Annotated in this window: 26 protein-coding genes, 1 pseudogene and 1 riboswitch; of the genes and pseudogenes, 26 read left to right on the top strand and 1 reads right to left on the bottom strand. The window is 38.9% G+C overall.

The annotated features are described in order from the left end of the window. The first annotated feature begins 88 nt into the window (after window positions 1-88). Both IEX94_RS08930 and IEX94_RS08925 read left to right on the top strand, forming a co-directional pair. Entirely contained in the window at window positions 89-277 is a 189-nt protein-coding gene (locus tag IEX94_RS08930; RefSeq protein WP_188856889.1) for a hypothetical protein, read from the top strand. Further along, window positions 270-884, top strand: a complete 615-nt coding sequence (locus tag IEX94_RS08925; protein ID WP_188856888.1) for a Fic/DOC family protein — start codon at window positions 270-272, stop codon at window positions 882-884. The genes IEX94_RS08930 and IEX94_RS08925 overlap by 8 nt, the downstream gene beginning before the upstream one ends. A gap of 299 nt (window positions 885-1,183) precedes the next feature. Here the strand turns inward: IEX94_RS08925 and IEX94_RS20385 are convergent, their stop codons facing one another. Next, a complete protein-coding gene (locus tag IEX94_RS20385) occupies window positions 1,184-1,357 on the bottom strand; it encodes an EamA family transporter (RefSeq protein WP_229782640.1) in 174 nt (57 codons plus the stop codon). A gap of 537 nt (window positions 1,358-1,894) precedes the next feature. On the opposite strand from IEX94_RS20385, the gene IEX94_RS08915 reads away from it, so the two are divergent. The 24 genes and pseudogenes from IEX94_RS08915 to mdh all read left to right on the top strand — a co-directional run bounded on the left by IEX94_RS08915 (window position 1,895) and on the right by mdh (window position 23,912). Next, entirely contained in the window at window positions 1,895-2,083 is a 189-nt protein-coding gene (locus tag IEX94_RS08915) for a hypothetical protein (protein ID WP_188856887.1), read from the top strand. A 273-nt stretch (window positions 2,084-2,356) separates the two neighbouring features. Next, window positions 2,357-4,042, top strand: coding sequence for a methyl-accepting chemotaxis protein (locus IEX94_RS08910; protein WP_229782639.1), 1,686 nt, complete (start codon window positions 2,357-2,359; stop codon window positions 4,040-4,042). Window positions 4,043-4,308: 266 nt separating this feature from the next. Continuing rightward, on the top strand, window positions 4,309-4,833 hold the full coding sequence (locus IEX94_RS08905; protein ID WP_188856886.1) for a hypothetical protein: 525 nt from the start codon (window positions 4,309-4,311) through the stop codon (window positions 4,831-4,833). A 3-nt stretch (window positions 4,834-4,836) separates the two neighbouring features. Beyond that, a complete protein-coding gene (locus IEX94_RS08900; protein ID WP_188856885.1) occupies window positions 4,837-6,369 on the top strand; it encodes an IPT/TIG domain-containing protein in 1,533 nt (510 codons plus the stop codon). A 170-nt stretch (window positions 6,370-6,539) separates the two neighbouring features. Then, window positions 6,540-6,723: riboswitch (cobalamin riboswitch) on the top strand. Window positions 6,724-6,915: 192 nt separating this feature from the next. After that, window positions 6,916-7,104 (top strand): hypothetical protein, encoded by a 189-nt coding sequence (locus IEX94_RS08895; protein WP_188856884.1) that lies wholly within the window; start codon window positions 6,916-6,918, stop codon window positions 7,102-7,104. A 171-nt stretch (window positions 7,105-7,275) separates the two neighbouring features. Further along, window positions 7,276-8,406: a 1-propanol dehydrogenase PduQ gene (locus tag IEX94_RS08890; RefSeq protein WP_188856883.1), complete on the top strand. Its 1,131-nt coding sequence runs from the start codon at window positions 7,276-7,278 to the stop codon at window positions 8,404-8,406. 712 nt (window positions 8,407-9,118) lie between these two features. Beyond that, window positions 9,119-9,691: an ANTAR domain-containing response regulator gene (locus tag IEX94_RS08885; protein WP_188856882.1), complete on the top strand. Its 573-nt coding sequence runs from the start codon at window positions 9,119-9,121 to the stop codon at window positions 9,689-9,691. Further along, window positions 9,684-11,048 (top strand): histidine kinase N-terminal domain-containing protein, encoded by a 1,365-nt coding sequence (locus tag IEX94_RS08880; protein WP_188856881.1) that lies wholly within the window; start codon window positions 9,684-9,686, stop codon window positions 11,046-11,048. The genes IEX94_RS08885 and IEX94_RS08880 overlap by 8 nt, the downstream gene beginning before the upstream one ends. Window positions 11,049-11,183: 135 nt before the next feature. Beyond that, the gene (eutA, locus tag IEX94_RS08875) at window positions 11,184-12,611 is read left to right on the top strand and encodes an ethanolamine ammonia-lyase reactivating factor EutA (protein ID WP_188856880.1); all 1,428 of its coding nucleotides are present in this window, start codon (window positions 11,184-11,186) and stop codon (window positions 12,609-12,611) included. Between the two features lie 44 nt (window positions 12,612-12,655). Then, a complete protein-coding gene (locus tag IEX94_RS08870) occupies window positions 12,656-14,023 on the top strand; it encodes an ethanolamine ammonia-lyase subunit EutB (RefSeq protein WP_188856879.1) in 1,368 nt (455 codons plus the stop codon). A gap of 12 nt (window positions 14,024-14,035) precedes the next feature. Then, complete coding sequence (gene eutC, locus IEX94_RS08865) at window positions 14,036-14,935, top strand: ethanolamine ammonia-lyase subunit EutC (protein WP_188856878.1); 900 nt, start codon at window positions 14,036-14,038, stop codon at window positions 14,933-14,935. A gap of 43 nt (window positions 14,936-14,978) precedes the next feature. After that, window positions 14,979-15,632: an ethanolamine utilization microcompartment protein EutL gene (gene eutL / locus IEX94_RS08860; RefSeq protein WP_188856877.1), complete on the top strand. Its 654-nt coding sequence runs from the start codon at window positions 14,979-14,981 to the stop codon at window positions 15,630-15,632. Window positions 15,633-15,641: 9 nt separating this feature from the next. Then, complete coding sequence (locus IEX94_RS20130; protein ID WP_188856876.1) at window positions 15,642-16,223, top strand: BMC domain-containing protein; 582 nt, start codon at window positions 15,642-15,644, stop codon at window positions 16,221-16,223. A 69-nt stretch (window positions 16,224-16,292) separates the two neighbouring features. Beyond that, window positions 16,293-16,577 carry a BMC domain-containing protein gene (locus tag IEX94_RS08850; protein ID WP_188856875.1) on the top strand — a complete coding sequence of 95 codons (285 nt, stop codon included), beginning with the start codon at window positions 16,293-16,295 and terminating at the stop codon, window positions 16,575-16,577. A gap of 113 nt (window positions 16,578-16,690) precedes the next feature. Beyond that, on the top strand, window positions 16,691-17,479 hold the full coding sequence (locus IEX94_RS08845; RefSeq protein WP_188856874.1) for a cobalamin adenosyltransferase family protein: 789 nt from the start codon (window positions 16,691-16,693) through the stop codon (window positions 17,477-17,479). 26 nt (window positions 17,480-17,505) lie between these two features. Continuing rightward, window positions 17,506-18,120, top strand: a pseudogene (gene eutD, locus IEX94_RS08840) (ethanolamine utilization phosphate acetyltransferase EutD); the annotation flags it as partial. 242 nt (window positions 18,121-18,362) lie between these two features. After that, window positions 18,363-18,629: a EutN/CcmL family microcompartment protein gene (locus IEX94_RS08835; RefSeq protein WP_188856873.1), complete on the top strand. Its 267-nt coding sequence runs from the start codon at window positions 18,363-18,365 to the stop codon at window positions 18,627-18,629. Between the two features lie 33 nt (window positions 18,630-18,662). Further along, on the top strand, window positions 18,663-19,766 hold the full coding sequence (gene eutH, locus IEX94_RS08830) for an ethanolamine utilization protein EutH (protein WP_188856872.1): 1,104 nt from the start codon (window positions 18,663-18,665) through the stop codon (window positions 19,764-19,766). Window positions 19,767-19,851: 85 nt separating this feature from the next. Beyond that, window positions 19,852-20,193, top strand: coding sequence for an ethanolamine utilization microcompartment protein EutS (eutS, locus tag IEX94_RS08825; protein WP_188856871.1), 342 nt, complete (start codon window positions 19,852-19,854; stop codon window positions 20,191-20,193). 46 nt (window positions 20,194-20,239) lie between these two features. Further along, window positions 20,240-20,734, top strand: a complete 495-nt coding sequence (locus tag IEX94_RS08820; RefSeq protein ID WP_373290819.1) for a EutP/PduV family microcompartment system protein — start codon at window positions 20,240-20,242, stop codon at window positions 20,732-20,734. A gap of 46 nt (window positions 20,735-20,780) precedes the next feature. Beyond that, complete coding sequence (locus tag IEX94_RS08815) at window positions 20,781-20,993, top strand: hypothetical protein (RefSeq protein WP_188856869.1); 213 nt, start codon at window positions 20,781-20,783, stop codon at window positions 20,991-20,993. A 42-nt stretch (window positions 20,994-21,035) separates the two neighbouring features. Continuing rightward, on the top strand, window positions 21,036-22,532 hold the full coding sequence (locus tag IEX94_RS08810) for an acetaldehyde dehydrogenase (acetylating) (protein ID WP_229782637.1): 1,497 nt from the start codon (window positions 21,036-21,038) through the stop codon (window positions 22,530-22,532). A gap of 20 nt (window positions 22,533-22,552) precedes the next feature. Continuing rightward, window positions 22,553-22,837 (top strand): BMC domain-containing protein, encoded by a 285-nt coding sequence (locus IEX94_RS08805; RefSeq protein WP_188856867.1) that lies wholly within the window; start codon window positions 22,553-22,555, stop codon window positions 22,835-22,837. A gap of 127 nt (window positions 22,838-22,964) precedes the next feature. Then, window positions 22,965-23,912, top strand: a complete 948-nt coding sequence (gene mdh, locus IEX94_RS08800) for a malate dehydrogenase (protein ID WP_370459773.1) — start codon at window positions 22,965-22,967, stop codon at window positions 23,910-23,912. Window positions 23,913-23,947 lie beyond the last annotated feature (35 nt).

The following is a 23,947-nucleotide window of genomic DNA, read 5'->3' as shown; positions in this document are numbered from 1 at the left end:
ATTGGGTGCAATCTTTGTAGAAGGAATATGTTTCTACGCAGGTTTAACCATGGTATAATAAGTATATGAGCAATTGGAGGTGTAAGGATTGAAGTTGGATGTTAATAAACCTCAATTAAACATTATGGGTGTTAAGTTTAACAATCAGGAAGAATTTAGAGGTGCATTATACGCAATTAGTTCGAATATGATTGAAGGCTGGCAGCCCACGAAACAAGATGTTGAGCAAGTGAAGGATTATCTTATTTTAAAACAAAAGGAAAAATCCGATGACTAGGAAAAGATACGCATCATATAAATATGAAGACCCGGATGATTTGTATGTATATCCAGACAGCGGGGTTCTGCGAAATAAATTTAACATAAAATCTGCACAAGAATTACAGGCCAAGGAGTATCGTATTGTTACGAACAAATTACTTGATCTATTCGAAAATCCAATTCATGTTTATTCGTTGGGAGATATCCAGAAGATCCATCAATTCCTCTTTGAAGAAATTTATCATTGGGCTGGAGAATTTCGACAAGTTAATATATCAAAAGATGGGAATCCGTTTATGGCGATGCAAGCCTTTGATACCGGTACAGAATATATGAATAAACTGATAACAGATTATCATCAACAAGCAAATGATAAGTCCTCAATCATAAAATATTTAGCAGAAATATTGGATAATTTAAATTATATGCATCCGTTTAGAGAAGGAAACGGCAGAACACAAAGGGAAGTCATTAGAGTACTTGCTTTAGCAAAAGGATATATACTAGAAGTAAATTTAAATTTAGATGATGACATATATCATTTATATATGGATGGAATAGTTAACGGGGATACCAGTTTGTTGGAGGAATTATTCACAAAAATAATGGAAACAAATGAGTAGACTATCCTCAAAAACGAGGCTAGTCTTTTTTGTGTAGAGAGTTGGCTACCGTGTTCCTTAATTGTGAATTGTTGCACTTAAAGTAACGGGTGCGATAATAAAATAAGACGATCATCAATTGGTCGTCTTTTTCTTATGTAAATACTAACTAATATTTTTGGAATATTATGTTAGTATTAAAGTGTGAAGTAATGGAGCTAAAGGGGCAGGTTAGTTTAATAATATAGAAAATCACATATTTGATAGGTTAATATGTGATTCCTATAACAGTCAGGTTTGTTTAATATTAAAGTCTCTGTCTATGATACATTCTTGCTGAGTAATCGCTTATTTTCTCCCTTTTTATTCGTTGATGAAATAATGACACCTGCAATTGCTAATAAAGCCCCGATATAATCAGTGGAACCCATCACCTCATTGATAAATATATAACCAAATAGTGCAGCAAAGACGGGTTCTAAAGAGAAAATCAATTCAGTTCTAGCAGGTGTTGTGTATTTTTGATGTGGTAGTAGTATCTAAGCCAAAAGTGATTAATGTAAACACTAAAAATAATTTAAAGCCAAGTATGATGGCATAATTCATAGTGTTCATGTCTATTTTCCTTATCATATGAGGAAAAAAGCTGCAGCACATAGAAATGCTAATCCAAAACGAAGGGCAATTAAATTAAACTCTTCTATTGAATCAAGTCCCATTTTCATAAATAAGTAAGATGCACCCCAACAAATAGTAACTACTAACATTAACAAATCGGCACCGAATGTTAGTTGAACAGAATCAGGTATTTACGGACTTTTTGCCCCCATCCTTCATATATAGGCTTCTCCTCATGTTTAGAGGAGGGAGGGTTAAAGACCGTTAATACGTGATAAATGCAAGAAAATAAATAAGTAACTTTACAAATAACACACTCCATAATATACTATAAAAATCTAGTTCTTTCGTAGGATATGGATTTTTTGTTTGAATTGGAGTGAGGTGGAATACATATAAAGAAAACATTTGGTTTGCTCATTGGCGGACTGCTGGTAGGTCTATTTATTCAGTTATTTATCACTAACAGTTCCGTAAATGAGTTGAAAGATGATGTGGAAAGAAAGCAAGCCCTTGTAAACGAAATTGAAGAGGGGCTTGAAGAAGTTGCTGCAGAGCAACATGTGCAAGAGGTCAAGGATGGCGTCATATCGGCAAAATAAATTGGGGAAGAAATGATTGAAGTGGACAATATATTAACTGCTTTTTACAAATCTTGGGCTCCCCTGCCTGAAGATGAGAAAGTATTCCAAGAGTTAAAAGCAGCGAAAAAAGTACCGAACTGACAGGCGCTGATGATAACATCTTACAACATGGCAACTGAACCCAGAATGAAGATTAACATTAGAAACAGTCGTCAATTATAGCAATGTGAACGAGATACCCATCTTATTAAATGTTCAATGCTTAACATGGAAGGGAAGCGAATATTAAAAGTGAAATTTAAAAGTATACGTGCAAGAACTTTAGCAGGATTTTTTATTATAATCGCCTTTGTTATTGGAATTTCAATCATGGGCTTTATCTCCACTACGCAAAGCAATAATGTATTAAGGAACATTGCAGATGAAGATCTGCCAATGCTGATAGCGGATGAGGGGTTGACTACGAATTTTGCCAATCGTGTGGGCAGTGTCCGTGGCTATTTACTAACGGGAGATAATGAATTTAAGGAAAAGTTTGATCTTCTTACAGACGAAGCTCGTGAATTTGAGGATGATATTCTTGAAAAAAATTATTCTGAAGAAATGGAGCAACTTATTAACGATACAGTCGAATGGCGTGAAATAGTCATAAATGATGTATTTGCTATGTACGACGAAGGAAACGTAGAGGAGGCGCTGCAGTTATTCGAAGAGAATGTTGTCCCGATAGGTGAAGGGTTGCTGGACAGTTACCAGCAATTGGCAGAGGGTCGAGAGGCAATGATTCTTAACGGAGCAGATAATGCGATTACAGAGGGAGTATGGACATTAGTAATATCACTTGTTATCTCGGTTCTGGCAATAATCTTAAGTATTGGAATTGCTATTCTTTTCGCCCGCATGATTTCAAGTCCAATTAAAATAGTCATGGAACGAATGGACAAAATAGCGGCTGGTGATTTAAGTCAAGAACCGCTTGAAGTAAAAGCGGAGGATGAAACAGGACAATTGACTGTATCGACGAATATGATGAATAAAAATATGCGCGATCTGTTGCAACGGATTAACACCGTGTCCGAAACGGTCACAAGTCAGAGTGAAGAGCTAACCCAATCGTCCAATGAAGTAACGGAAAGCTCGGAGCAGGTGGCAGCTACGATGGAAGAAATCGCAGCTGGTTCTGAATCTCAAGCGAATAATGCATCGGACCTTTCGAATAATATGGGGATATTCACGACGAAATTGCAAAAGACAGCTGAAGAAGGTGAAGAGATTCAACAAACGGCATCTGAAGTACTCCATTTGACGAATGAAGGTTCCGGGTTGATGGAGGCTTCGATGGAGCAAATGTCGGAAATAGACCGAGTAGTTCATGAAGCTGTATCGAAAGTGGAAGGGTTGGATACCCATGCTCAGCAAATATCAGAATTAGTAGTAGTCATTCATAATATCGCGGAACAGACAAACTTACTTGCATTAAACGCGGCGATTGAGGCGGCGAGGGCAGGCGAGCATGGTCAAGGATTTGCGGTTGTGGCAGATGAGGTAAGAAAGCTTGCCGAACAATCTTCCCAATCCGTAACGAATATAACAGATATTGCCGAGCGGATCCAAAGTGAGTCCAGCATGGTTGTTGCGTCACTTAAGGCTGGATATGCAGATGTCATCCGAGGTACCGAGCAGATTACAAAAACAGGAGAGACTTTTAGAAGGATTACAACATCCGTAACCGGTGTCGCAGGTAGTATTAAAGAAGTCTCTCTCAATCTGCGCGAGATAACGGAAAGTAATGAGCAGATGAACCGAGCAATTCAAGAAATTGCAGCCATATCAGAAGAATCTGCAGCAGGGGTAGAGGAAAACTCAGCATCGATTCAACAAACGAGCTCTGCGATGGTTGAAGTTGCCGCAAGCTCTGATGAACTGGCGAAGTTGGCAGAAGAATTGAATATGCTTGTGAATGAATTCAAGTTGTAAGCTTATCTTAATTCCTAAGTGATTTTCTCTATAACACAAAATTAATAAACCCCTATACTAAATGGTTAATTGTATTTAGACTGACTGTTTAGCGTGGGGGTCTTTTGTTGCAGGTAGAATTGAATTTTTCACTATAATATTCTTGAAAGATATATAGGATAGTAGTGAAATAAGTTTAGAAAACGCTTTTATTTATACTTGTTATTAGGCGATAGGTATTAAGTAGAAAGTCTTTTCATGAAATAAACATCAAAGGGGGACTTCAAATGAAGTTAAACAAAAAGTTTTTATTATTTATGCTTGTTCTACTTATTACAAGCGTATTGTTGGGGGCATGTAATAATTCTGATTCGGAAAACGGTGAATCGGATACCAAGGAGACAGATGTAACACAAGAAGCTTCAACTGAGGATAGGGTTGTTGCAATCCAAGCAGATACAATTAATTCACATTTAGTAGAAGATGCTGTCTGTGTAGTGAATAGTCGTTTTGAACAAGGATGGCGCATGGTATTTAGAGCAGCGGTAAATGACGCCACTACTGATGAGTTAATTGAGGATGCGGATGTTAAGGTAGTACTAGAAGATGGACAAGAATTTGAAATGGAACTAGGAAATCACGGGGAAGACACACAGCTTTATACAGTTGGATGGACAATTCCTGAAGACTATAATACTGGTACACTTGAATATGAAATAATTGCAACGGTTGATGGAGAAGAATATGCGTATGAACCTTTTGATGTGGAGCCTTCCAAAATGACGATCATTGAAGGAACAACGGAAGAATAGTATATGTCAAAAACTAAAAATCTATTATTTGTATTGCTATTATTCGTTCTCCTAATATTGACCGGTTGCGCATCAGACGACTCACAAGAAAATACAGATAATCAATCAGATGAAGCGACAAATGGTGAAAAGGCAGATAGTGAATCAGCTGAAGAAAGTGACGAACCTGAGGAAAAAGAAATACTTACCGGAAAGTTAACGCTGGATAAATCTGAAGGTAGAATTGGTGATGAGGTTCATCTGTCAGCGGAGGAACTTGAGCCAAAAGAGCCCTTAAAAGTCATGTATGTTGATATGGAAGGAAGCTTTGACATAGATAATAATTACTCTTTCAATGGGGCGCTCTATGAAGAAGTGGAGAGGGAACTAGCTGACGGTACAGCGGATGAAGATGGAAACTGGAGCGGTGTCATTACAATTCCAGAAGGTTTTGGTGATGACCATGATATTATTATTTATCAAAATGACAAGAAAGTTGCTAAAGCAAACTTTTTCGTTGAAACTATATTTAGTATTTCTCCTGAATCTGGCCCAATTGGAACTGAAATTGAAATTATTGGAGAAGGCTTAAGCTGGCAAATGTATGGTAGTGTTTGGCATCTCAATTATGATAATGCCTATACAGGAATGTTTACCGGTGTCTCTACAAACGGCAAGGCAAGAGGTGTTGTACGTGCAGCAGGGGGCATTGGTGACCATATGATCACAATTGAGAGTGGAGCTTCTGGTGCTCCTTATATAAGTCGGGATTCATCCGCGATTAATTACATTCATACACAGAATTTTACTTTTGAAGTGACAGATGACGAGCCAGAAACAGAACTAGTCTACGTTGAAGAGCCACCAGAGCCAGCACCTGGTGGAATAGAAATGCCCGATGCTGAAAATAAAGAGGGTGTTCAAATTTCCATAGATAAAGAGATGGGAGTAGTTGGCGAACCGGTTGAAATGACTGGTAGTGGATTACCGGAAAATGTTGAAGTTACGTTGGACTGGCATACAATGGTAGGTAACCGGGTAACAGCAGAAGGCTTCAGTTCCGAAGTATCAGAGTTAGGTACCGTGATGACAGATGAAAATGGCGAATTTACATATCCATTCGAGATTCCGGATGACCTCGGTGGGATTCCTCATTTAATTGACGTAAAAGTCGAGGAGGAAATTCATGGTCAAACGTATCTGCGAATCCTGCCATCTGTAGAATCAATCACACCTTCCGAGGGACCACCAGGAACTGAAATTACTGTTACCATTAAAGGTGCCGGCTGGACGGAATTTGATAACGCATTAGGCGTAACATATGATAATGCTTATATAGGCTATATTTGTGGATTTAATAGCCAAGGTACAATCACACTTCCTCTTGTGGCATCTGGAGATCCAGGTTATCATGTACTTGATATCTATCCTTCTATTTACCAAGGAAAAGTGCAAATCCCAGATATTTACCGGAAGCCACAATTGACGTATCGTGATGACCATCCAGGAACAGGGATTCCAGCAATTCGCACATTCTTTAAGGTAACAGAAGAATAGAAAAACTGCTCGCATTGAGCTAAGCGAAGTCAACTTACTGTGATTAGAAAATGACCGTGTGAAGTCCGTGATAGTGCAACAGACTTCACACGGTTTTCAAATATTAAATCACAACTTTTAGAAATAAATATTTGTCATTTTCACATACATGTTGTATAGTTAATATATAAATTAATACGTATTATTTTGGTTCATATATATTATATATATGATTAAAAAGGAATCAGGTGAAAATCCTGAACGGTCCGGCCACTGTAAATGGTATCTTTACTCTATGAAGCCACTGGATTTACTGGGAAGGCAGAGTGAGGTTCAGCCATAAGTCAGGAGACTTGCCAAAATAAAATGCACATGAACCTTCCAGGAAAAGGAGATGCATGACATAACATCCAATAGAGTTAGTATTGGGTGTAGTCTGTGAACTCTTATTCCCACAGAAGATAAGAGTTTTTTTGTGTTTAGAAACTATAAAGTTGACTTGCTGCTATTATAACACCAACTCTCTTATTTGTGCATTGTATTAAAGTTACAATGGTGTAACTTTGGATGGTTAATAGAGCGGCGATGAGGGCGCTCTATTCATCGTATGACTGCTCAATTTGGCAGTTCATTCATCTCGTGAATCAATCGAAATGTTTCGAACCATTTGTATTTGTTGAAGGTTCGATTGTATATGAAAATATTCAATCAACTGAAATGAAAGCTTGGTTAAGGAAGTGTTATAATAACGATTGACACAATTACAAATGAAGTAGTACAATAAATTTACACAACGACGTGTAGGTTTAAAAGGCAAAGAAGCTCTATAGAAGAAATTTCTTCTATAGAGCTTCTTTGCGTCTTTTTTGAAATTTATAGTATTGTACACAACCTCATCACAATAACAATGAAAGGTGTGGAATGAAAATGGAGAAAATTCAACTGCATACAGTGATTTATTCTGGAAAAAATGCACTTGACCGGTTGAAAAGTTTTAACGATAAGCGTGTATTTATTGTTGCTGATCCATTCATCATTGAATCAAATATAATTGAGGAAATTAAGAGTCGTTTAAAGGTCGGGCAAAATGAATGGAAAGTCTTTAGTGATATTGTTCCCGATCCTCCGGTTGAAAATGTTGTTGCAGGTGTACAAGAAATTGCTGCCTTTAAACCAGATTTAGTTGTTACGATAGGCGGGGGCTCCGCGATTGATGCGGCAAAAGCGATGAAAGAGTTTGCAAGTAAGATATACAATTATGAAAAATTACCTTTAATAGCAGTTCCGACAACGAGTGGCACAGGGTCAGAGGTCACTTCCTTTTCAATTATTACGGACAGCAGTAAAGGTGTAAAATATCCACTTGTTGCAGATTCTTTATTGCCGGAAGAAGCCATTTTAGATACCGAGCTAGTTCAGTCTGTTCCTAAAACTATCACGGCAGACACGGGAATGGATGCATTAACACATGCTATCGAGGCGTATGTCGCGACCAACGCAAATGAATTTTCGGATGCCCTTGCCGAAAAGGCGATCCGTCTTATTTTCGATTATTTGCCAGAGGCCTATCATGATGGAAATAATGCCATTGCTCGGGAGAAAATGCATCAAGCCTCCACGATGGCTGGAATTGCCTTTAATGCGGCAGGCTTAGGGATCAATCATAGTATTGCACATGCGTGCGGGGCGAAATTCCATATCCCGCACGGACGGTTAAACGCAATTTTGCTGCCGGAGGTTATCCTATATAATGCTGGTCTGGAAGGATATTTAAACACCGATTTAAACCCTGCAGCAGATAAGTATGCCTACCTAGCTCAAATGCTTAGATTACCTGCTACAAACAGTGCTATTGGAACAAGAAGTCTTATCAAATCTATTGAAAAGCTAAGATCTGGTCTAGGTATGCCTGCTGATTTTAAAGGGTACGATATTGAATACACTGAAGCTGTTAAAGTGGACATTGCGCGATCAGCTTTGCAAGATAGTTGTACTAATACGAACCCAATTCAACCAAAAAATGAAGATATAGTAGCTATTTTAGCTAATTTACGATAAGTTCAGTCGTTGTACCTGAACTTTTGGATAAAGTGAAACTTCATTCAGTTGGGGTTTCCTTACCTCCTCCACTGAATGTTACAGAATCAGGGATTTACGGACTGTATATCCTCCCACCTTCACACGCTGGGCTCCCCTCCTGTATAGAGATGGGGGTATTACAGGTTAATGCGTGACAAAGTCATTCAAAACCGTGGCGTTAATTACGTAACGTTTCGCTTGCAAGTAAACGCTTTTACTTATATAATCATTAGTAAGCACAAAGACGTGCATAAATTGATAAAAAATGCGTTTATTAAAGCAAAGGAGCTTTGAAAGGGTTATGACTTTTTCAAGGCTCCTTTATGTCTTTTTTCAGAGGTTGTTCAAAAAGTTTGGTGAAAAGGACAATTCGTGATTAAGGTGGTTCTACTAAAACGGTCCACGTCTTGTGGACAACGTAGAACTCACCACATCCGATGGAAGCTCGTTGGCTCGTCTTTGCTCTCCTTATGTACCTACTAACGTACATTCTAGTGCGGGGAGCTTTCGCCGCCTCGAAATTCGACGTACAGGACGTTGCGCGCTTAGCCGACCTCGGTCTTTTTCATCCTCTTTTTTGAATACGCTCTTAAAGAAAAGAGAATTTCTGTGTAAATAGAGACGTCTTAGAAATTTATCGTTTTAGAAATGGACGATAAATAGAAAAGAAATTCTAAGGAGAATCTAAGTTATGGCTAAAAAAATTGTGATAGTCGATGATGAGCCTGTTACAAAAATGGATATAAAAGAATTATTGGAAGAGGCCGGCTACGATGTAGTAGGCCAGGCATCAAACGGATTCGAAGCAATTAATGAATGCAAGACACATAAACCAGACTTGGTGATCATGGATATAAAAATGCCGATGCTTGATGGATTAAAAGCTAGCAAAAAAATAATGCATGATCATATTGCCGGCGGGATATTATTACTAACTGCTTTTTATGACAAGGAATTTGTCGAACAAGCAAAAGAAGTTGGTGCCCTTGGTTATTTGGTGAAACCGCTTGATGAGAAATCATTTATTCCAACAGTCGAAATGTGTATATCCAGAGCGAAGGACATTCAGTCTCTGAATCAACAAGTGGAAGAAGTTTCTAAAAAACTTGAAGATCGTAAATTTATCGATAAGGCCAAGGGTCTCTTAATGAAAGAGAAAAATCTTGACGAGCAAGATGCGTATAAGCTATTACGTAAAATGAGTATGGATGGGCGGACCACAATTGGTGAAATTGCTAGGACCATCGTGATTGTCTATGAGTGATAAATCAAAAATGATTGATCTGTGCAAGATGTATACAGATCTCAATGAAGAAGAGATAGATATTATTTACAATAAGGCCCATGCATTAGATGAGCTAGCTGAGTTGTTTGATTGTGACATTTTTATTGATGTTCCTTTTAAAGGGAGCATGGCGTCTCTTGTCGTATATCACGTTTTACCTGTTTCGAATCAATCGTTATATAAAAAGTCACCTGTCGGTCAACTCGCTCTGAAAATGAATGAGCCTGGTGTATGGAGAGTCTCCAGGTATGGCGGGAGTCTCAAAGGGTATAAAGCATTTACTCAAGGAAATGAACTAGTTCGCCAAAGTATTTATGCGATTAATCATGGTGACCGTGTGCTTGGTACCTATATATTAGAAAAATCATTTAACGAGGACGAGCATCCAAAACAAGAAGATTTAAAAGACTATATGACAATGACAGCACGAGTGAATAATTATATCGAAGACGCAATCTATTTTTTCGATTCATCTGGTAAGCTGATCTTTCAAAATAGTATAGCGGACGCTTTTTCAAATAATAAATCAGAAGATCTTTATTATAATGATTTATTTGGAAAACAACTCCCCTATCGTGATTTGATCTTAAGAGAAGAGAAAAAAATTTTAAAAGAAATTCAACTTGATGGCAAATATTATCGGTTGAAACGAATATTACTAGACGATGATAAACTTGATTTCGCAATCATACTTAGGGATATTACACAACTGAAGGACAAAGAAGCAGAAATCATTTCAAAAACAGAGGCTGTACGTGAAACCCATCACCGAATTAAAAACAATTTGCAAACGATGGCTTCGCTCTTGAGAATGGAAAAGAGAAGGACCCATAATAAAGAGGTCAAACGTGTGCTGACGAATAACATTAATCAGGTTATGTCCATCGCAGCAACACATGATATTCTAGCAAGGCATCTTGGAGATGAGGTCGATTTAAGTCTTGTTTTGAAATTTATCATCAATAATTTACGTCGAAGTTATTCCGTACTGGATCACATCGAATTATCCATTGATGCGGAAAGTTCTCCTGTTGTGTTAAGTGATGTCGCAACCTCAGTATCTCTCATAGTCAATGAACTTGTGCAAAATTGTTATGATCATGCGTTTCCCAATCATAAAAAGGGCCTGATTCATGTATCATTGAAAGAAGATCGTGATGACATCGTTGTCTCCGTTATTGATAATGGAATAGGCTTCAAAATCGATAAAATTAACAATAATTGCTTGGGATTGATGATTGTTAAAAATTATGTAAAAGATAAATTAATGGGAACGATAAAATTTAATAAGAGAAATAAAGGAATGGAGATAACATTCCGATTCAAATCGAGCTAATACAATGGTGTATGAGCTTATCCGAAAGCAAAGAAGCTTAAGGTATAAAGTAGACTGCGATTTTTGTAGTCCTTTTTGTACTTTAAGCTTTTTTGCTTTCTATAAGTCAATTATGAAGGAAGTGGAGGTGAAAATTTGGTGGAAAAAATATTAAGTGTAGGAATTGATATAGGAACATCGACAACACAATTAATATTTTCCAATTTAACCATTGAAAATGTTGCATCGGCTTTTAATGTTCCGAGAATCATGATTGTTGATAAAAAAGTAATTTATAAAAGTGAAATTATCAATACACCACTTATTGAAAGTGAAAAAGTTGATCAAGATGCTATTCAAAAGTTTGTTGAAACAGAATATCAAAAAGCTGCAGTTAATAAAGAAAGTATTAATACAGGTGCAGTGATTATTACTGGTGAAACGGCAAGAAAAGATAATGCCGAAGAGGTTCTCCGAGCTTTAAGTGGATTTGCTGGAGATTTTGTTGTTGCTACAGCCGGACCTGATTTAGAAAGTATTATCGCTGCTAAAGGTGCCGGAATACACACGTATTCAAAAGAACACTCCATTAAAATAGTCAACCTGGATATCGGTGGCGGAACAAGTAATCTGGCAGTAATGCATCGAGGTGAAGTCATTGATACAGGTTGTTTGGATATTGGTGGCCGATTAATAAAAATTAATCAACGTACAAAAAAAATCGAATATATCTCTAAAAAAATCCAAGATTTAATTAACACAAGTGGCCTGGACATTAAAGTTGGGCAAATGGCAACAAAGGAACTATTACAACCCATCGTTGACAAAATGGTGCAGCTATTGGAAGAAAGTGTAGGGATTAAGCCTCCATCCAATCAACTTGAAAAAATAATTACGAATAAAAACATTAAAGCGATCGACCAGTTAACCCATATTTCATTTACGGGAGGTGTTGCCGAAGCAATCTATAACCAAACGGATGGCGATGTATTTAAATATGGTGATATTGGACAAATGCTTGGTGCAGCGATTGCTGAGTCAGAACTAGTAAAATCATTCAACCTTGTCGAACCATCTGAGCTCATTCGTGCCACTGTAGTTGGTGCTGGTTCACATACAACAGAAATAAGCGGAAGTACGATTACGTATTCAGGCGATGTTTTTCCTGTTAAAAATGTACCAGTCCTTAAGCTGCAAGACGAATTGCTACATAATCCGGATGAGTATGCAGCATCGATTCAGGAAAAGCTGGAATGGTTCGAAGTGCGGAAAAATAATCAAGAAGTAGCCCTTTCATTTTCTGGAGATGGTATCGTTAGTTTCCCTAAAATCGTCAAGGCTGCAGAAGGCATTACGGAAGGGATGAAACCATACACCCAACTGGGATTACCTTTAATCGTCATTGTTGAAAATGATATAGCCAAAGCACTTGGACAAACATTATTATCAATACTTGGCAAGGACCAATCGCTCATTTGTATTGATAGCGTATCGGTAAGTGATGGGGATTATATCGATATTGGTCATCCTATCGCTGATGGAAATGTGCTGCCAGTCGTAATCAAAACGCTTGTTTTTAATTAACGATGAAATAAAAAAATTTCCTGAAATTTGGAGGGAGGATCACTATGATTTTAAAAACAGTATTATTTGGACGAACTTACCAATTTAAAACAATCAATGATGTTATGGCAAAAGCAAATGAAGAAAAATCTGGAGATGTTATGGCTGGCATAGCAGCGGAATCAGCTGAAGAACGAGTGGCTGCTAAGGTTGTTCTAGCCAACTTAACGTTGGAGGATCTCAGAAATCATCCTGCCGTTCCATATGAAGATGACGAAGTGACACGTATTATTCAAGATGATGTAAATGAAAAAATCTACGACTCCATTAAAAATTGGACGGTACAAGAGTTGAGGGAAAAGATTTTAGCTACTGAGACAACAGGGAACGACATTAAGCGGCTATCCCGTGGCCTAACGTCTGAAATGGTTGCTGCGGTTGCAAAACTTATGTCTAATCTTGATTTGATTAAAGGTGCAAAGAAAATAAATGTCACCGCTCATTGTAATACTACCATCGGTCTTCCTGGAACACTATCATCTCGATTACAGCCAAACCATCCAACTGACGATGAAGATGGTATTGTCGCTTCCTTATTAGAGGGGCTTTCCTATGGTTCCGGTGACGCTGTATTAGGTTTAAACCCGGTTGACGATACAGTAGAAAGCGTTGTACGGATGTTCCATAAGCTTGACGAAGTGAAAAATAAATATAATATTCCAACCCAAATAAGCGTACTAGCGCACGTAACAACACAAATGGAAGCTATCCGTCGCGGTGCCCCCGCAGATTTAATTTTCCAATCTATTGCAGGTTCGGAAAAAGGAAATATAGCTTTCGGAATTACGGCTGACCTTATTAGTGAAGCTCAAGATCTTGTATTACGTGAGGGAACATCGGCAGGACCGAATGTAATGTACTTTGAAACAGGACAAGGTGCAGAATTATCTTCCAATGCGCACCATGGAGTTGACCAGCTTACTCTAGAAGCACGTTGTTATGGATTTGCAAAAAGGTATAATCCGTTTCTTGTTAATACGGTTGTAGGATTTATCGGACCTGAGTATTTATATGATTCGAAACAAGTCATTCGTGCAGGGCTGGAAGATCACTTTATGGGTAAACTCTCAGGTATATCGATGGGTGTTGACGTCTGTTATACGAACCATATGAAAGCCGATCAGGATGATATGGAAATACTTTCAACACTTCTAGCGCAAGCCGGGGTTAATTTCTTAATTACAGTTCCACACGGTGATGACGTGATGTTGAATTACCAATCACTTGGTTATCATGATATACAAACTTTACGTGAGTTACTAAATTTAAATCCGATAAAAGAGTATAATGAATGGCTGATTCAAATGGGAATACGTGATGACGCGGGTAGGCTTACGAAAAAAGCTGGCGATGCTTCACTATTTTTAGCATAAGGAGGAAAACAAATGGTTAATGATCAAGAGCTGAAATCACTCATTAAAACTATTTTAAATGAGATGGTTGAAGGAAATGGTTCGAATGAGAACAGCCAACAGCATGCAGAAAAAAGTACCCATTCGTCAAATTCTGAGAATAACTCCGACGCAGTTTTGCCGGACATTTCCGAAGTGGAAATTAAAAAGGAATTGCTCGTTCCAGAGCCTAAAAGTGAAGAAGGATATTACGAGTTGAAAGATAAATCACCAGCAAGATTAGGAGTATGGCATACTGGCGCTCGTTATTTAACATCGACCTCATTAAGATTTAAAGCGGACCATGCAGCGGCGCAGGATGCAGTGTTTTCCTATGTCGATGAGGAATTTGTGGATAAGAATCAACTTTTTCCAACGCAAACAGTTGTTGTGGATAAAGATGAATATGTAACTCGACCAGATTTGGGTAGACAATTTTCTGATGAAGAAAAAGAAAAAATCAAACGACATTGCGGTCATCCCGAAGTGCAGATCGTTGTTGGTGACGGTCTTAGCTCAGCAGCCGTTGAAGCTAATCTGGAAGATATACTGCCAGCAATTAAACAAGGCTTGAACATGCAAGGTGTTGAAGTAGGGAATGATTTATTTGTGAAACATTGCCGAGTTCCAGCTATGGATGTGATTGGTGAATTAACGGACGCAGAAGTTGTATGTCTGCTTGTAGGAGAAAGACCTGGTCTTGTTACAGCTGAATCAATGAGCGCTTATATCGCTTATAAGCCGACCGTGAATATGCCTGAAGCTAAACGGACGGTGATTTCAAACATCCATCAGGGTGGAACTCCGCCAGTTGAAGCTGGAGCACATATTGCTGATTTAATCAAAAGGATGATCGATCATAAAGCTTCCGGTCTTGATTTAAATAAAGTATGAAGTGAGTATGTTTAATAAACCAATGGGAAACGGAGGAATTGAAATGAAACATAGTCCGATCTATGCTCAAGTGTTGGGCGTAAAGTTAATTTCAAATGTCAGTCAAGATCTGGCTAAGGAATTTAAGCTTCAGTCAAACCAAAGAAGTTTAGGGATTATCACTGGTGATATTGATGATGTTGTATATGCCGCCTTAGATGAAGCTACTAAAAAAGCTGCAGTTGACGTTGTTTATGCAGAGTCTATGTATGCTGGCGCAGACAACGCAACATCGAAACTCACCGGAGAAGTTATTGGTGTTTTAGCAGGTAATAATCCAGAGGAAGTAAAAAGCGGATTGGATGCAGCAATAAGTTATATGGAAAATGATGCTTTCTTTATGAGTGCAAATGATGATGACTCAATCACTTATTTTGCTCACCTTGTCTCACGGAGCGGGACATTTCTATCGAATGAAGCGAATATTCGTACTGGGGAGGCCCTTGCATATCTAATTGCACCGCCATTAGAGGCAGTATATGCATTGGATTTAGCACTCAAGGCAGCAGATGTAAGAGTAGCCACCTTCTATGGACCACCTTCCGAAACCAACTTTGGGGGAGCGTTGCTGACAGGAAGTCAATCAGCTTGTCAGGCCGCCTGTGACGCTTTTGCGGATGCTGTGCAACAAGTTGCCAACGATCCCTTAGGATATTAGGTGAATCATATGGATGCATTAGGATTAATTGAAACGAAAGGGTTCGTAGGTGCCATTGTTGCAGCAGACACTGCATTAAAAGCGGCGAATGTATCACTTCTCAATGCGGAAGTCATTAAAGGCGGTTATGTTACGGTGCAACTTTCTGGAGATGTAGCGGCAGTCAAGGCGGCTGTTGATGCAGGCAGTGAAGTAGTGGAATCCGTTGGTACATTAATTTCAGCTCACGTCATACCTAGAATGCATACGGAGACAAATCGGTTAGTTAAGAGAACCGATAATGAACCTGCTGACCAAGCGACTGAAGACAAGGAAATTAACGAAAAACAATCGGAACAATCAAAAGACCAACCCGCCCAGGTGGCAGTAGATCCTGAAAAAAAGGAAGCGGAAATTATTAAGGCGAAGAGCCCCGAAAGCTCTGAAAAACCTGTTGTCCACAAGAAAGAAAAGTTGGAAAAGATGACCGTGAATCAGCTTCGTACGCTGGCCCGAAAGACAAATGTCATGAAGGATCAACCTGAAAAAATTAAAACATCCAAAAAGGCTGAGCTTATCCATCACTTATTAAAGGCGAATGATAAACATTAAAGGCATTAGTTTTTAAAAAAATACACACTCAGAATATAAAATATAAACGAATTCAAGGAGGAAATTAAAATGGCAAACACAAACGCATTAGGAATGGTAGAGACAAAAGGATTAGTAGGTTCAATTGAGGCGGCGGATGCTATGGTTAAAGCGGCAAACGTTACATTAATTGGTAAAGAATCAATTGGTGCAGGATTAGTCACCGTTCTTGTTACCGGTGATGTAGGTGCAGTTAAGGCGGCGACCGACGCAGGAGCAGCTGCAGCAGATCGTGTGGGTGAACTTATTTCCGTTCACGTCATCCCACGTCCACATGGTGAGATGAGTGCTATCCTACCACAGGCAGAAAAGTAAAATTAAACAGATGATGAGGGAATATGTCGGGTTTTAGATAAGATGAGGAATGGGCTTCATCCTTATCTTATTTCAGACAGTGGATCTGCCCGCGGTGAAAAGGAAGTGAAGCGATGGCTGTGTTAACGGAGAGTTCATTACGAAGTCAACAATACAGAGATAAGTTACAAGAATCGGTACTGAAACTTCCCAAAGGAACTATATTAACACCCTCAGCGAAAAGTTTTTTACAGGAGAAAAAAGTAACTGTCGAATTTGTTGAACTTTCGTCTGAAGAACCGAACGAAGAGGAAACATCGGTGAATGATGAAAGCAGTGTATCTGATTTGTACAATCATGATTCTTTTAAATATCGATTAATGCATGGTGGTTTTATCGATGAAAAGCCCGAATATATGACTTCTCTTCATTCAGATTTACTTGTGTTTAAAGATCATCTACGTATTGTTTTGCGTGGTAAGCTGGACTCTTTGGAGGCAAAAATGATTGAAGGGCAAATGAAACTCGTTAAATATCCGGCACTGATTGATGATTTATCAGAACTGATTGGCTTTGTACGTCAAATACTCCGCTCTGAGGTCATGGAAGAGGAACTTGGAAAGATTCACCTGCTTAATATGAATGAACATGATATCAGGGAAATGTCCCATCAGCCGGAAAAGTATTTTGGAGAGGGATATTTTACTCCCGATTATCGTATGGGTGAGGGAATAGTTGTTTTAAATAGTATACGTACCTTCGTAAGGGAAACGGAGCTTTCAGCTTATCAAGCTTTTAAAAAAGAAGATGGCAGCACAGAACGAGACGATATCATTTTAGCCCTAAATCGACTGTCTTCTGTTTGCTTGATCATGATGTTTAAATATAAAACTGGTGATTACAATAAAGTGAAAGAGGGGTGATACACTTGGATCAAATTATTGTAGACATGGTAAAAAATGCAGTTAAAAATGCGATGACGGAAGAGGCTTTTGTTGAAGTTGAGGCATCGGGTAGGCATATCCACCTGAGCCGGGAAGCCATTGATGCTTTATTTGGAAAGGACTATCAGCTTACAAAGGCGAAAGAACTGTCCCAACCAGGTCAGTTTGCATGTAAAGAAAGAATAACCATCGAAGGTCCAAAAGGCAGGATGGAAAATGTTGTTATTCTAGGTCCTGAACGAAAGGCAACACAAGTCGAAGTATCATCAACGGATGCCGTATCTCTAGGTATCAAGGCACCTGTAAGAGAAAGCGGTGATATTGATGGGACGCCAGGTATCAAGTTAATCAATAATGACCGTGAATTAACGATAGATAAAGGATTAATTGTTGCTAAAAGACATATTCATGTATCTCCTGACGATGCGGAAAGACTACATGTAGAAAATAAAGAAATCGTTCAAGTGAAAATATTTGGTGATCGATCACTCATTTTTGATGAAGTAGTGATTCGAGTTAGTCCAAAATATCGAACTTATATGCATATTGACTTTGACGAGGCGAATGCTTGTGGCTTTAAAAAAGGTACACTAGCAAAAATTATAAAAAAGTCACCAGCTGTACAAGCACCCGAAAATAAGAGCCAGATACGGTCATTTATTCCAACGAATGAAGTGAAACATGAGACTGCGGAATTTACCGAAATTAATAACAAGGTAATCACGGAAAATGAACTGCAAAGAGTATTTTTACAAAATGTTAAAAATATCCGGATTCCTGCTTCAAGCATTATAACTCCACTTGCTACCGACTATGTTCGCAGACATAATCTGAATATCCAAAGACATAGGGAGAATGGATGATGATTATTGGTCATGTGATTGGTTCAGTATGGGCGACCCGGAAGGATGAAAGGTTGAATGGACTAAAATTATTAGTCGTTAAACCCAAATATTCTGAAGGGTTGGATTCATCATTTGTAGCTGCAGATTTAGCGAGTGCTGGAGTTGGGGATGACGTGCTTGTTACGAAAGGTAGTAGTGCTCGAACCGCTTTTGGTAAAGAAAGAATTCCGATTGATTCAGTCATTGTCGGTGTTATCGACTCGATTGATATAACGGATGAATAGTGTTTACTATTCCCTTAATGAGGAGGACGAGCTGTGGGAATAAATGAAATAGTTATCTATATTATGGTCATATTTATGATCGTTGGTGCTCTAGATAAAATATTTAATAATAAATTCGGGTTAGGAGATAAATTTGAGGAAGGAATCATGGCTATGGGTTCCTTGGCTCTTGCGATGGTCGGGATTATTGTTATAGCTCCCATTATTTCCAAAGTACTAAGCCCGATTGTTGTTCCAATCTATACAGCACTTGGCGCGGACCCAGCGATGTTTGCTGGTAGCTTGCTTGCAATTGATATGGGCGGATTGCAGCTTGCGCAAGAGATGGCGATTGATCAGGATGTTGCCATGTTTTCAGGCGTTATATTGGCTTCCATGATGGGGGCAACGGTTGTATTCTCTATTCCAGTAGCGCTAGGTATTATAAAAAAAGAAGATCATAGCTATCTTGCAACAGGAATGCTTGCTGGGTTTATTGCAATTCCAATCGGAGCTATTGTCGGTGGGCTTGTGTCCGGCTATTCTATCGTAATGATTATGAAAAACCTTATTCCAATTTTCCTATTAGCTGCTTTGATTATTATTGGATTGTGGAAAATACCTGATAAAATCATTAAAGCTTTTACAATCTTCGGCTATGGGGTCGTTGTCATCGCAACATTAGGTCTAGCCATAGGTATTGTCGATGTACTTACCGGATTAACAGTTCTTCCTGGAATTACTCCTTTAGAAGAAGGGATTCAAATAGTTGGTAGCATCGCGATTGTTTTAGCGGGAGCCTTCGTAATGGTTGAAGTGATTACCCGGGTTTTCAAAAAACCTTTAATGAAAGTAGGAAAACTGTTAGGAATGAACGATGTATCTGCAGCTGGTTTGGTAGCGACACTAGCTAATAACATTGCTATGTTTAACCTGATGAAAGATATGGATAATCGGGGAAAAATCATTAATGTCGCCTTTTCTGTACCTGCAGCGTTTGTACTTGGTGATCATTTAGGATTCGCAGCTGGTGTAGCTCGTGAAATGATATTTCCAATGGTTGTCGGAAAACTTGTTGGTGGAATCGCCGCCGTTATTATCGCCATTATCATTGCAAACATGATTTTAGGTAAAGGTGATAAAAAAGAAGCGAAATGACCCGGCTCCAGTTGCATACATCATACTACTTCAAGTAATGGAAAAAGATAAGATAAGAGAGTAATCAGAAAGTAAGGTGTAGAGCATGGAGGAAGAAAAAAAGCGATTTATACAAGAATTTGTTCCAGGAAAACAGATTACACTGAGTCATTTAATTGCCAATCCTGATGAAGATATGTTTGACAAACTTGGTATCCAGCAAGCAGGGGCCTTAGGTATACTGACACTGACTCCAAGTGAATCGGTGATTATTGCCGGAGACCGTGCGACAAAAGCTGCGAATGTTGAAATTGGCTTTTTAGATCGATTTACCGGCAGTTTGGTCCTTGTTGGCAGTGTATCCGAAGTTGAAATTGCTTTAAATGAGATCAACCAGTTTTTAAAAGAAATTTTGTCATTCACCCCAACGAAAATAACGAAATCATGATTTGGATGGAATGGGGGGAATTAATTTGCGAACGAATAACCGTGTAATGGTCCTCGGAGGTATCGATGCTGGAAAAACGACATTAGCAGATGCTTTGTTGAAAAGGGAACGAAAAGACAAAAAGGTTAAAACTCAATCGCTCATTTATGATGATTGGATTGTCGATACACCGGGAGAGTATATTGAGAACCCATTACATTACCGAAACATCATGGCAACATCGATGGAAATGACCCATGTTATCTTTTTACAAGATGCTACGAATGACAAAACTATATTTGCACCGGGTTTTAGTTCTGGAATCAATAAATTACCGATAGGCGTCGTGTCGAAAGCTGACCATGCTGAAGCTGACATTGAGCGCTCCATCCAGATATTGAAAAAAGCGATGGTGCGGGGACCAATCGTTGTCACTTCCGCTTATACAGGAGAAGGGCTTCAACTGATCTATGATTTAGTCCGGTTGAATACAATGAAGGCTATGGAAGATTACACCAGACAGAGCGACTCCCGCAACATCATTTTTCATGGTGGAGACTAATCCATATTTTAACAATAATTAATTTTAAAGAGCTGGAGGTGGTGCTGTGGACAGAGAATTTGTGGAAAAGGTAACTAAAATAGTGATCGAGGTAGTAAAAGACCTAAACGATAATAAGACATCATTGAACCACTCGGCAGTTAAAATATGGAAACATGAAAGTCCTTTACCTGATCCAATCGTGCAATCTAGTGTGGATACTGTTCAGCCGGAAGATACGCAAAAAATGATCCAAATAACACCATATGTTAAAGAGTAACACAGACAACTGTAAGATTTAATGGAAAGGGGTAAGACACTTATGGATAAAGATTTAACATCAATTCAGGAAATGAGAAATGCAGTAAAAAAAGCAAAAGATGCCCAAAAGGAATTTATGACTTTTTCCAAAGAACGAATAGATTCCATTGTTAAAGCAGTTGCTGAAGCTGCTTATAGCCATTCAAAGGAACTCGCGGAGATGGCTGTTTTTGAAACTGGAATGGGTGTAGTCGAACACAAAATAATGAAAAACGAAGTCGGATCAAGAGATGTTTATGAATCCATAAAAGATGAAAAAACGGTTGGTGTCATCAGGGAGGATACAGTTAATCGAGTGACCGAAATTGCCTATCCCTTCGGTGTGGTAGCTGCCATTATTCCGACGACTAATCCAACTTCAACCGCTATGTTTAAAACAATTATTTCCCTTAAAACGGGAAATGCTATCGTTGTAAGTCCCCATCCGCGTGCAAAAAAATGTACGGTAGAGACATTAAAAATTTGTAATGAAGCTGCGATTAAGGCTGGTGCTCCTGATGGTTTAATCGGCTGGATAACAGAGCCTACGATGGAAGCAACAGATGGGTTAATGCATCACCGGGATGTAGATTTGATTTTATCTACTGGTGGAGATAGCTTGGTGAAAGCAGCCTATAGTTCAGGGAAACCGGCTTATGGTGTAGGTCCTGGTAACGTCCCGGTTTATATCGAACGGACAGCGAATGTAGAAAAGTCGGTAAAACAAATTGTTGACAGTAAAACGTTTGATTACGGAACGATTTGTGCAACCGAACAAGCCATTGTCGTCGATGAATCAATTAAAGAAAAGGCTATTGAAGAATTTAAGAGAAACGGTTCTTATTTCCTTAATGCTGAAGAAAAAGAAAAATTAGAGCAAATTGTTTGGCTTGGCAATCGGGTGAATCCAGCTGTTGTAGGTGTATCTGCTCAAAAAATTGCCGATATGGCAGGCATCCGTGTACCAGCAGATACAAGATTACTTATTGCTGAAGAAACCGTAGTTGGAAAAGAGGCACCCCTTTCCGTTGAAATACTAGGTCCAATCTTCCCGTTGTATACGGCAGAAAGTCAAGAAAAGGCAAAAGAAATATCTCTCGCATTGCTCAACTTAGGTGGACGAGGTCATAGTTTTGCTCTTCATACGAATGATGATCAAGTTGTTCAATCGTTTGGAGAAGAAATGCCCGTTTCCCGCTTTATGGTTAATACTCTATCCTCCATTGGAGCAGTTGGAGCAACGACTGGTTTAACCCCTTCCTTAACGTTAGGATGTGGAGGTTATGGTGGTAATATCAGTTCTGATAATATCACTGCCCGCCACTTAATTAATATTAAACGGGTGGCCCACGGCATCAAAGAGGTTGAAGTACCTCGCCCAGGAAAAGGAAATCATTCATCAGAGGCGAACTTTAGTAATGTGGAAAGTCGGGTAAAAGAATCAATTGGTGATCAACCAATTAACCCTGAGAAAATTGAAGAGTTAGTAAGACAAATCTTAAGGGAATATCAAAATTAATAAATAAGGAGGAATTTTAAATGGCTAAAGTTAATGGTGCATTAGGAATGGTTGAAACGAAAGGTTTGGTAGGTGCAATTGAAGCAGCGGATGCGATGGTAAAAGCTGCAAATGTTAATATTATTGGAAAAGAACAGATTGGTGCTGGATTAGTCACTGTTTTAGTATCAGGTGATGTTGGTGCAGTTAAGGCTGCAACGGATGCAGGAAGTGAAGCTGCTAACCGTGTTGGTGAATTAGTGTCTGTACATGTTATCCCGCGTCCACACAATGAATTAGATGCAATCCTTCCGAAAACGGAGTAAGCTTGAATTAGTAGGAAATAGGGACAGCGCGTGAAGTCAGTAGCTGTCCCTATTGTAATTAAAGATGGAACAAGTGAGTGGAGTCATAATATTTTACTCATATGTACAAAAATGAAGGAGGAAGAAAATGTCTATGTTTAAAAGAAGAAAGTTTGCTGTTATTGGAGCTGGTTTTACCGGAACGACGACTGCTTTTTTATTAGCACAAAAGGAAATGGGAGATGTCGTTTTAGTTGATATTCCGGAACAGCAGAATCCGACAAAAGGAAAAGCGCTCGATATGCTGGAAGCGGGACCAGTGGAACCGTTTAACGGAAAGGTTACCGGTACATCCAATTATGAAGATATAAAAGATGCTGATATGGTCATTATAACAGCTGGAATTGCGAGAAAACCCGGGATGAGTCGCGACGATCTCGTTAACATCAATGCGAAGATTATGGTTGATGTATCAAAAGAAATTGTCCGTTATGCACCTGACAGTTATATTCTTGTCTTGAGTAATCCGGTCGATGCAATGACTTATACTTGCTTTAAAACAACAGGATTTCCGAAGAATCGCGTTATCGGTCAATCTGGTGTTCTTGACACAGCACGTTTTTCCACCTTCGTAGCGGAAGCACTTAATATAGCGGTTGAAGATGTTACCGGGTTTGTCCTAGGCGGCCATGGAGACAGCATGGTTCCATTAATTCGCTATTCTAATGTAGGAGGCATTCCACTCGATCATTTACTACCCCAAGAAAAAATCGATGCGATTGTGGAACGTACTCGAAAAGGTGGGGGAGAAATTGTCAACTTGCTCGGAAATGGAAGTGCTTATTATGCACCCGCTGCTTCATTAGTACAAATGGCCGAAACTATTGTGAAGGATAAAAAGCGAATATTGCCATCCATTGCTTATTTAGAAGGAGAATATGGTTATAAAGACATTTACCTCGGTGTTCCGACAATTCTTGGAGGAAACGGAATTGAGAGCGTTATTGAATTACCGTTAACAGCTGATGAACAGAAGCAGCTGAACCAGTCAGCTGAAGACGTGAAGAAAGTGATTGAAATATTACCAGTTGATTAAGTTTATTAATTAATAGCCCAATATATCTCTTGAGG

The organism is Oceanobacillus indicireducens, assembly GCF_014647195.1.
Taxonomy (GTDB): domain Bacteria; phylum Bacillota; class Bacilli; order Bacillales; family Amphibacillaceae; genus Oceanobacillus; species Oceanobacillus indicireducens.
The sequence above is the reverse complement of the archived record's forward strand: the minus strand, read 5'-3'. Positions and strand labels throughout refer to the sequence as shown.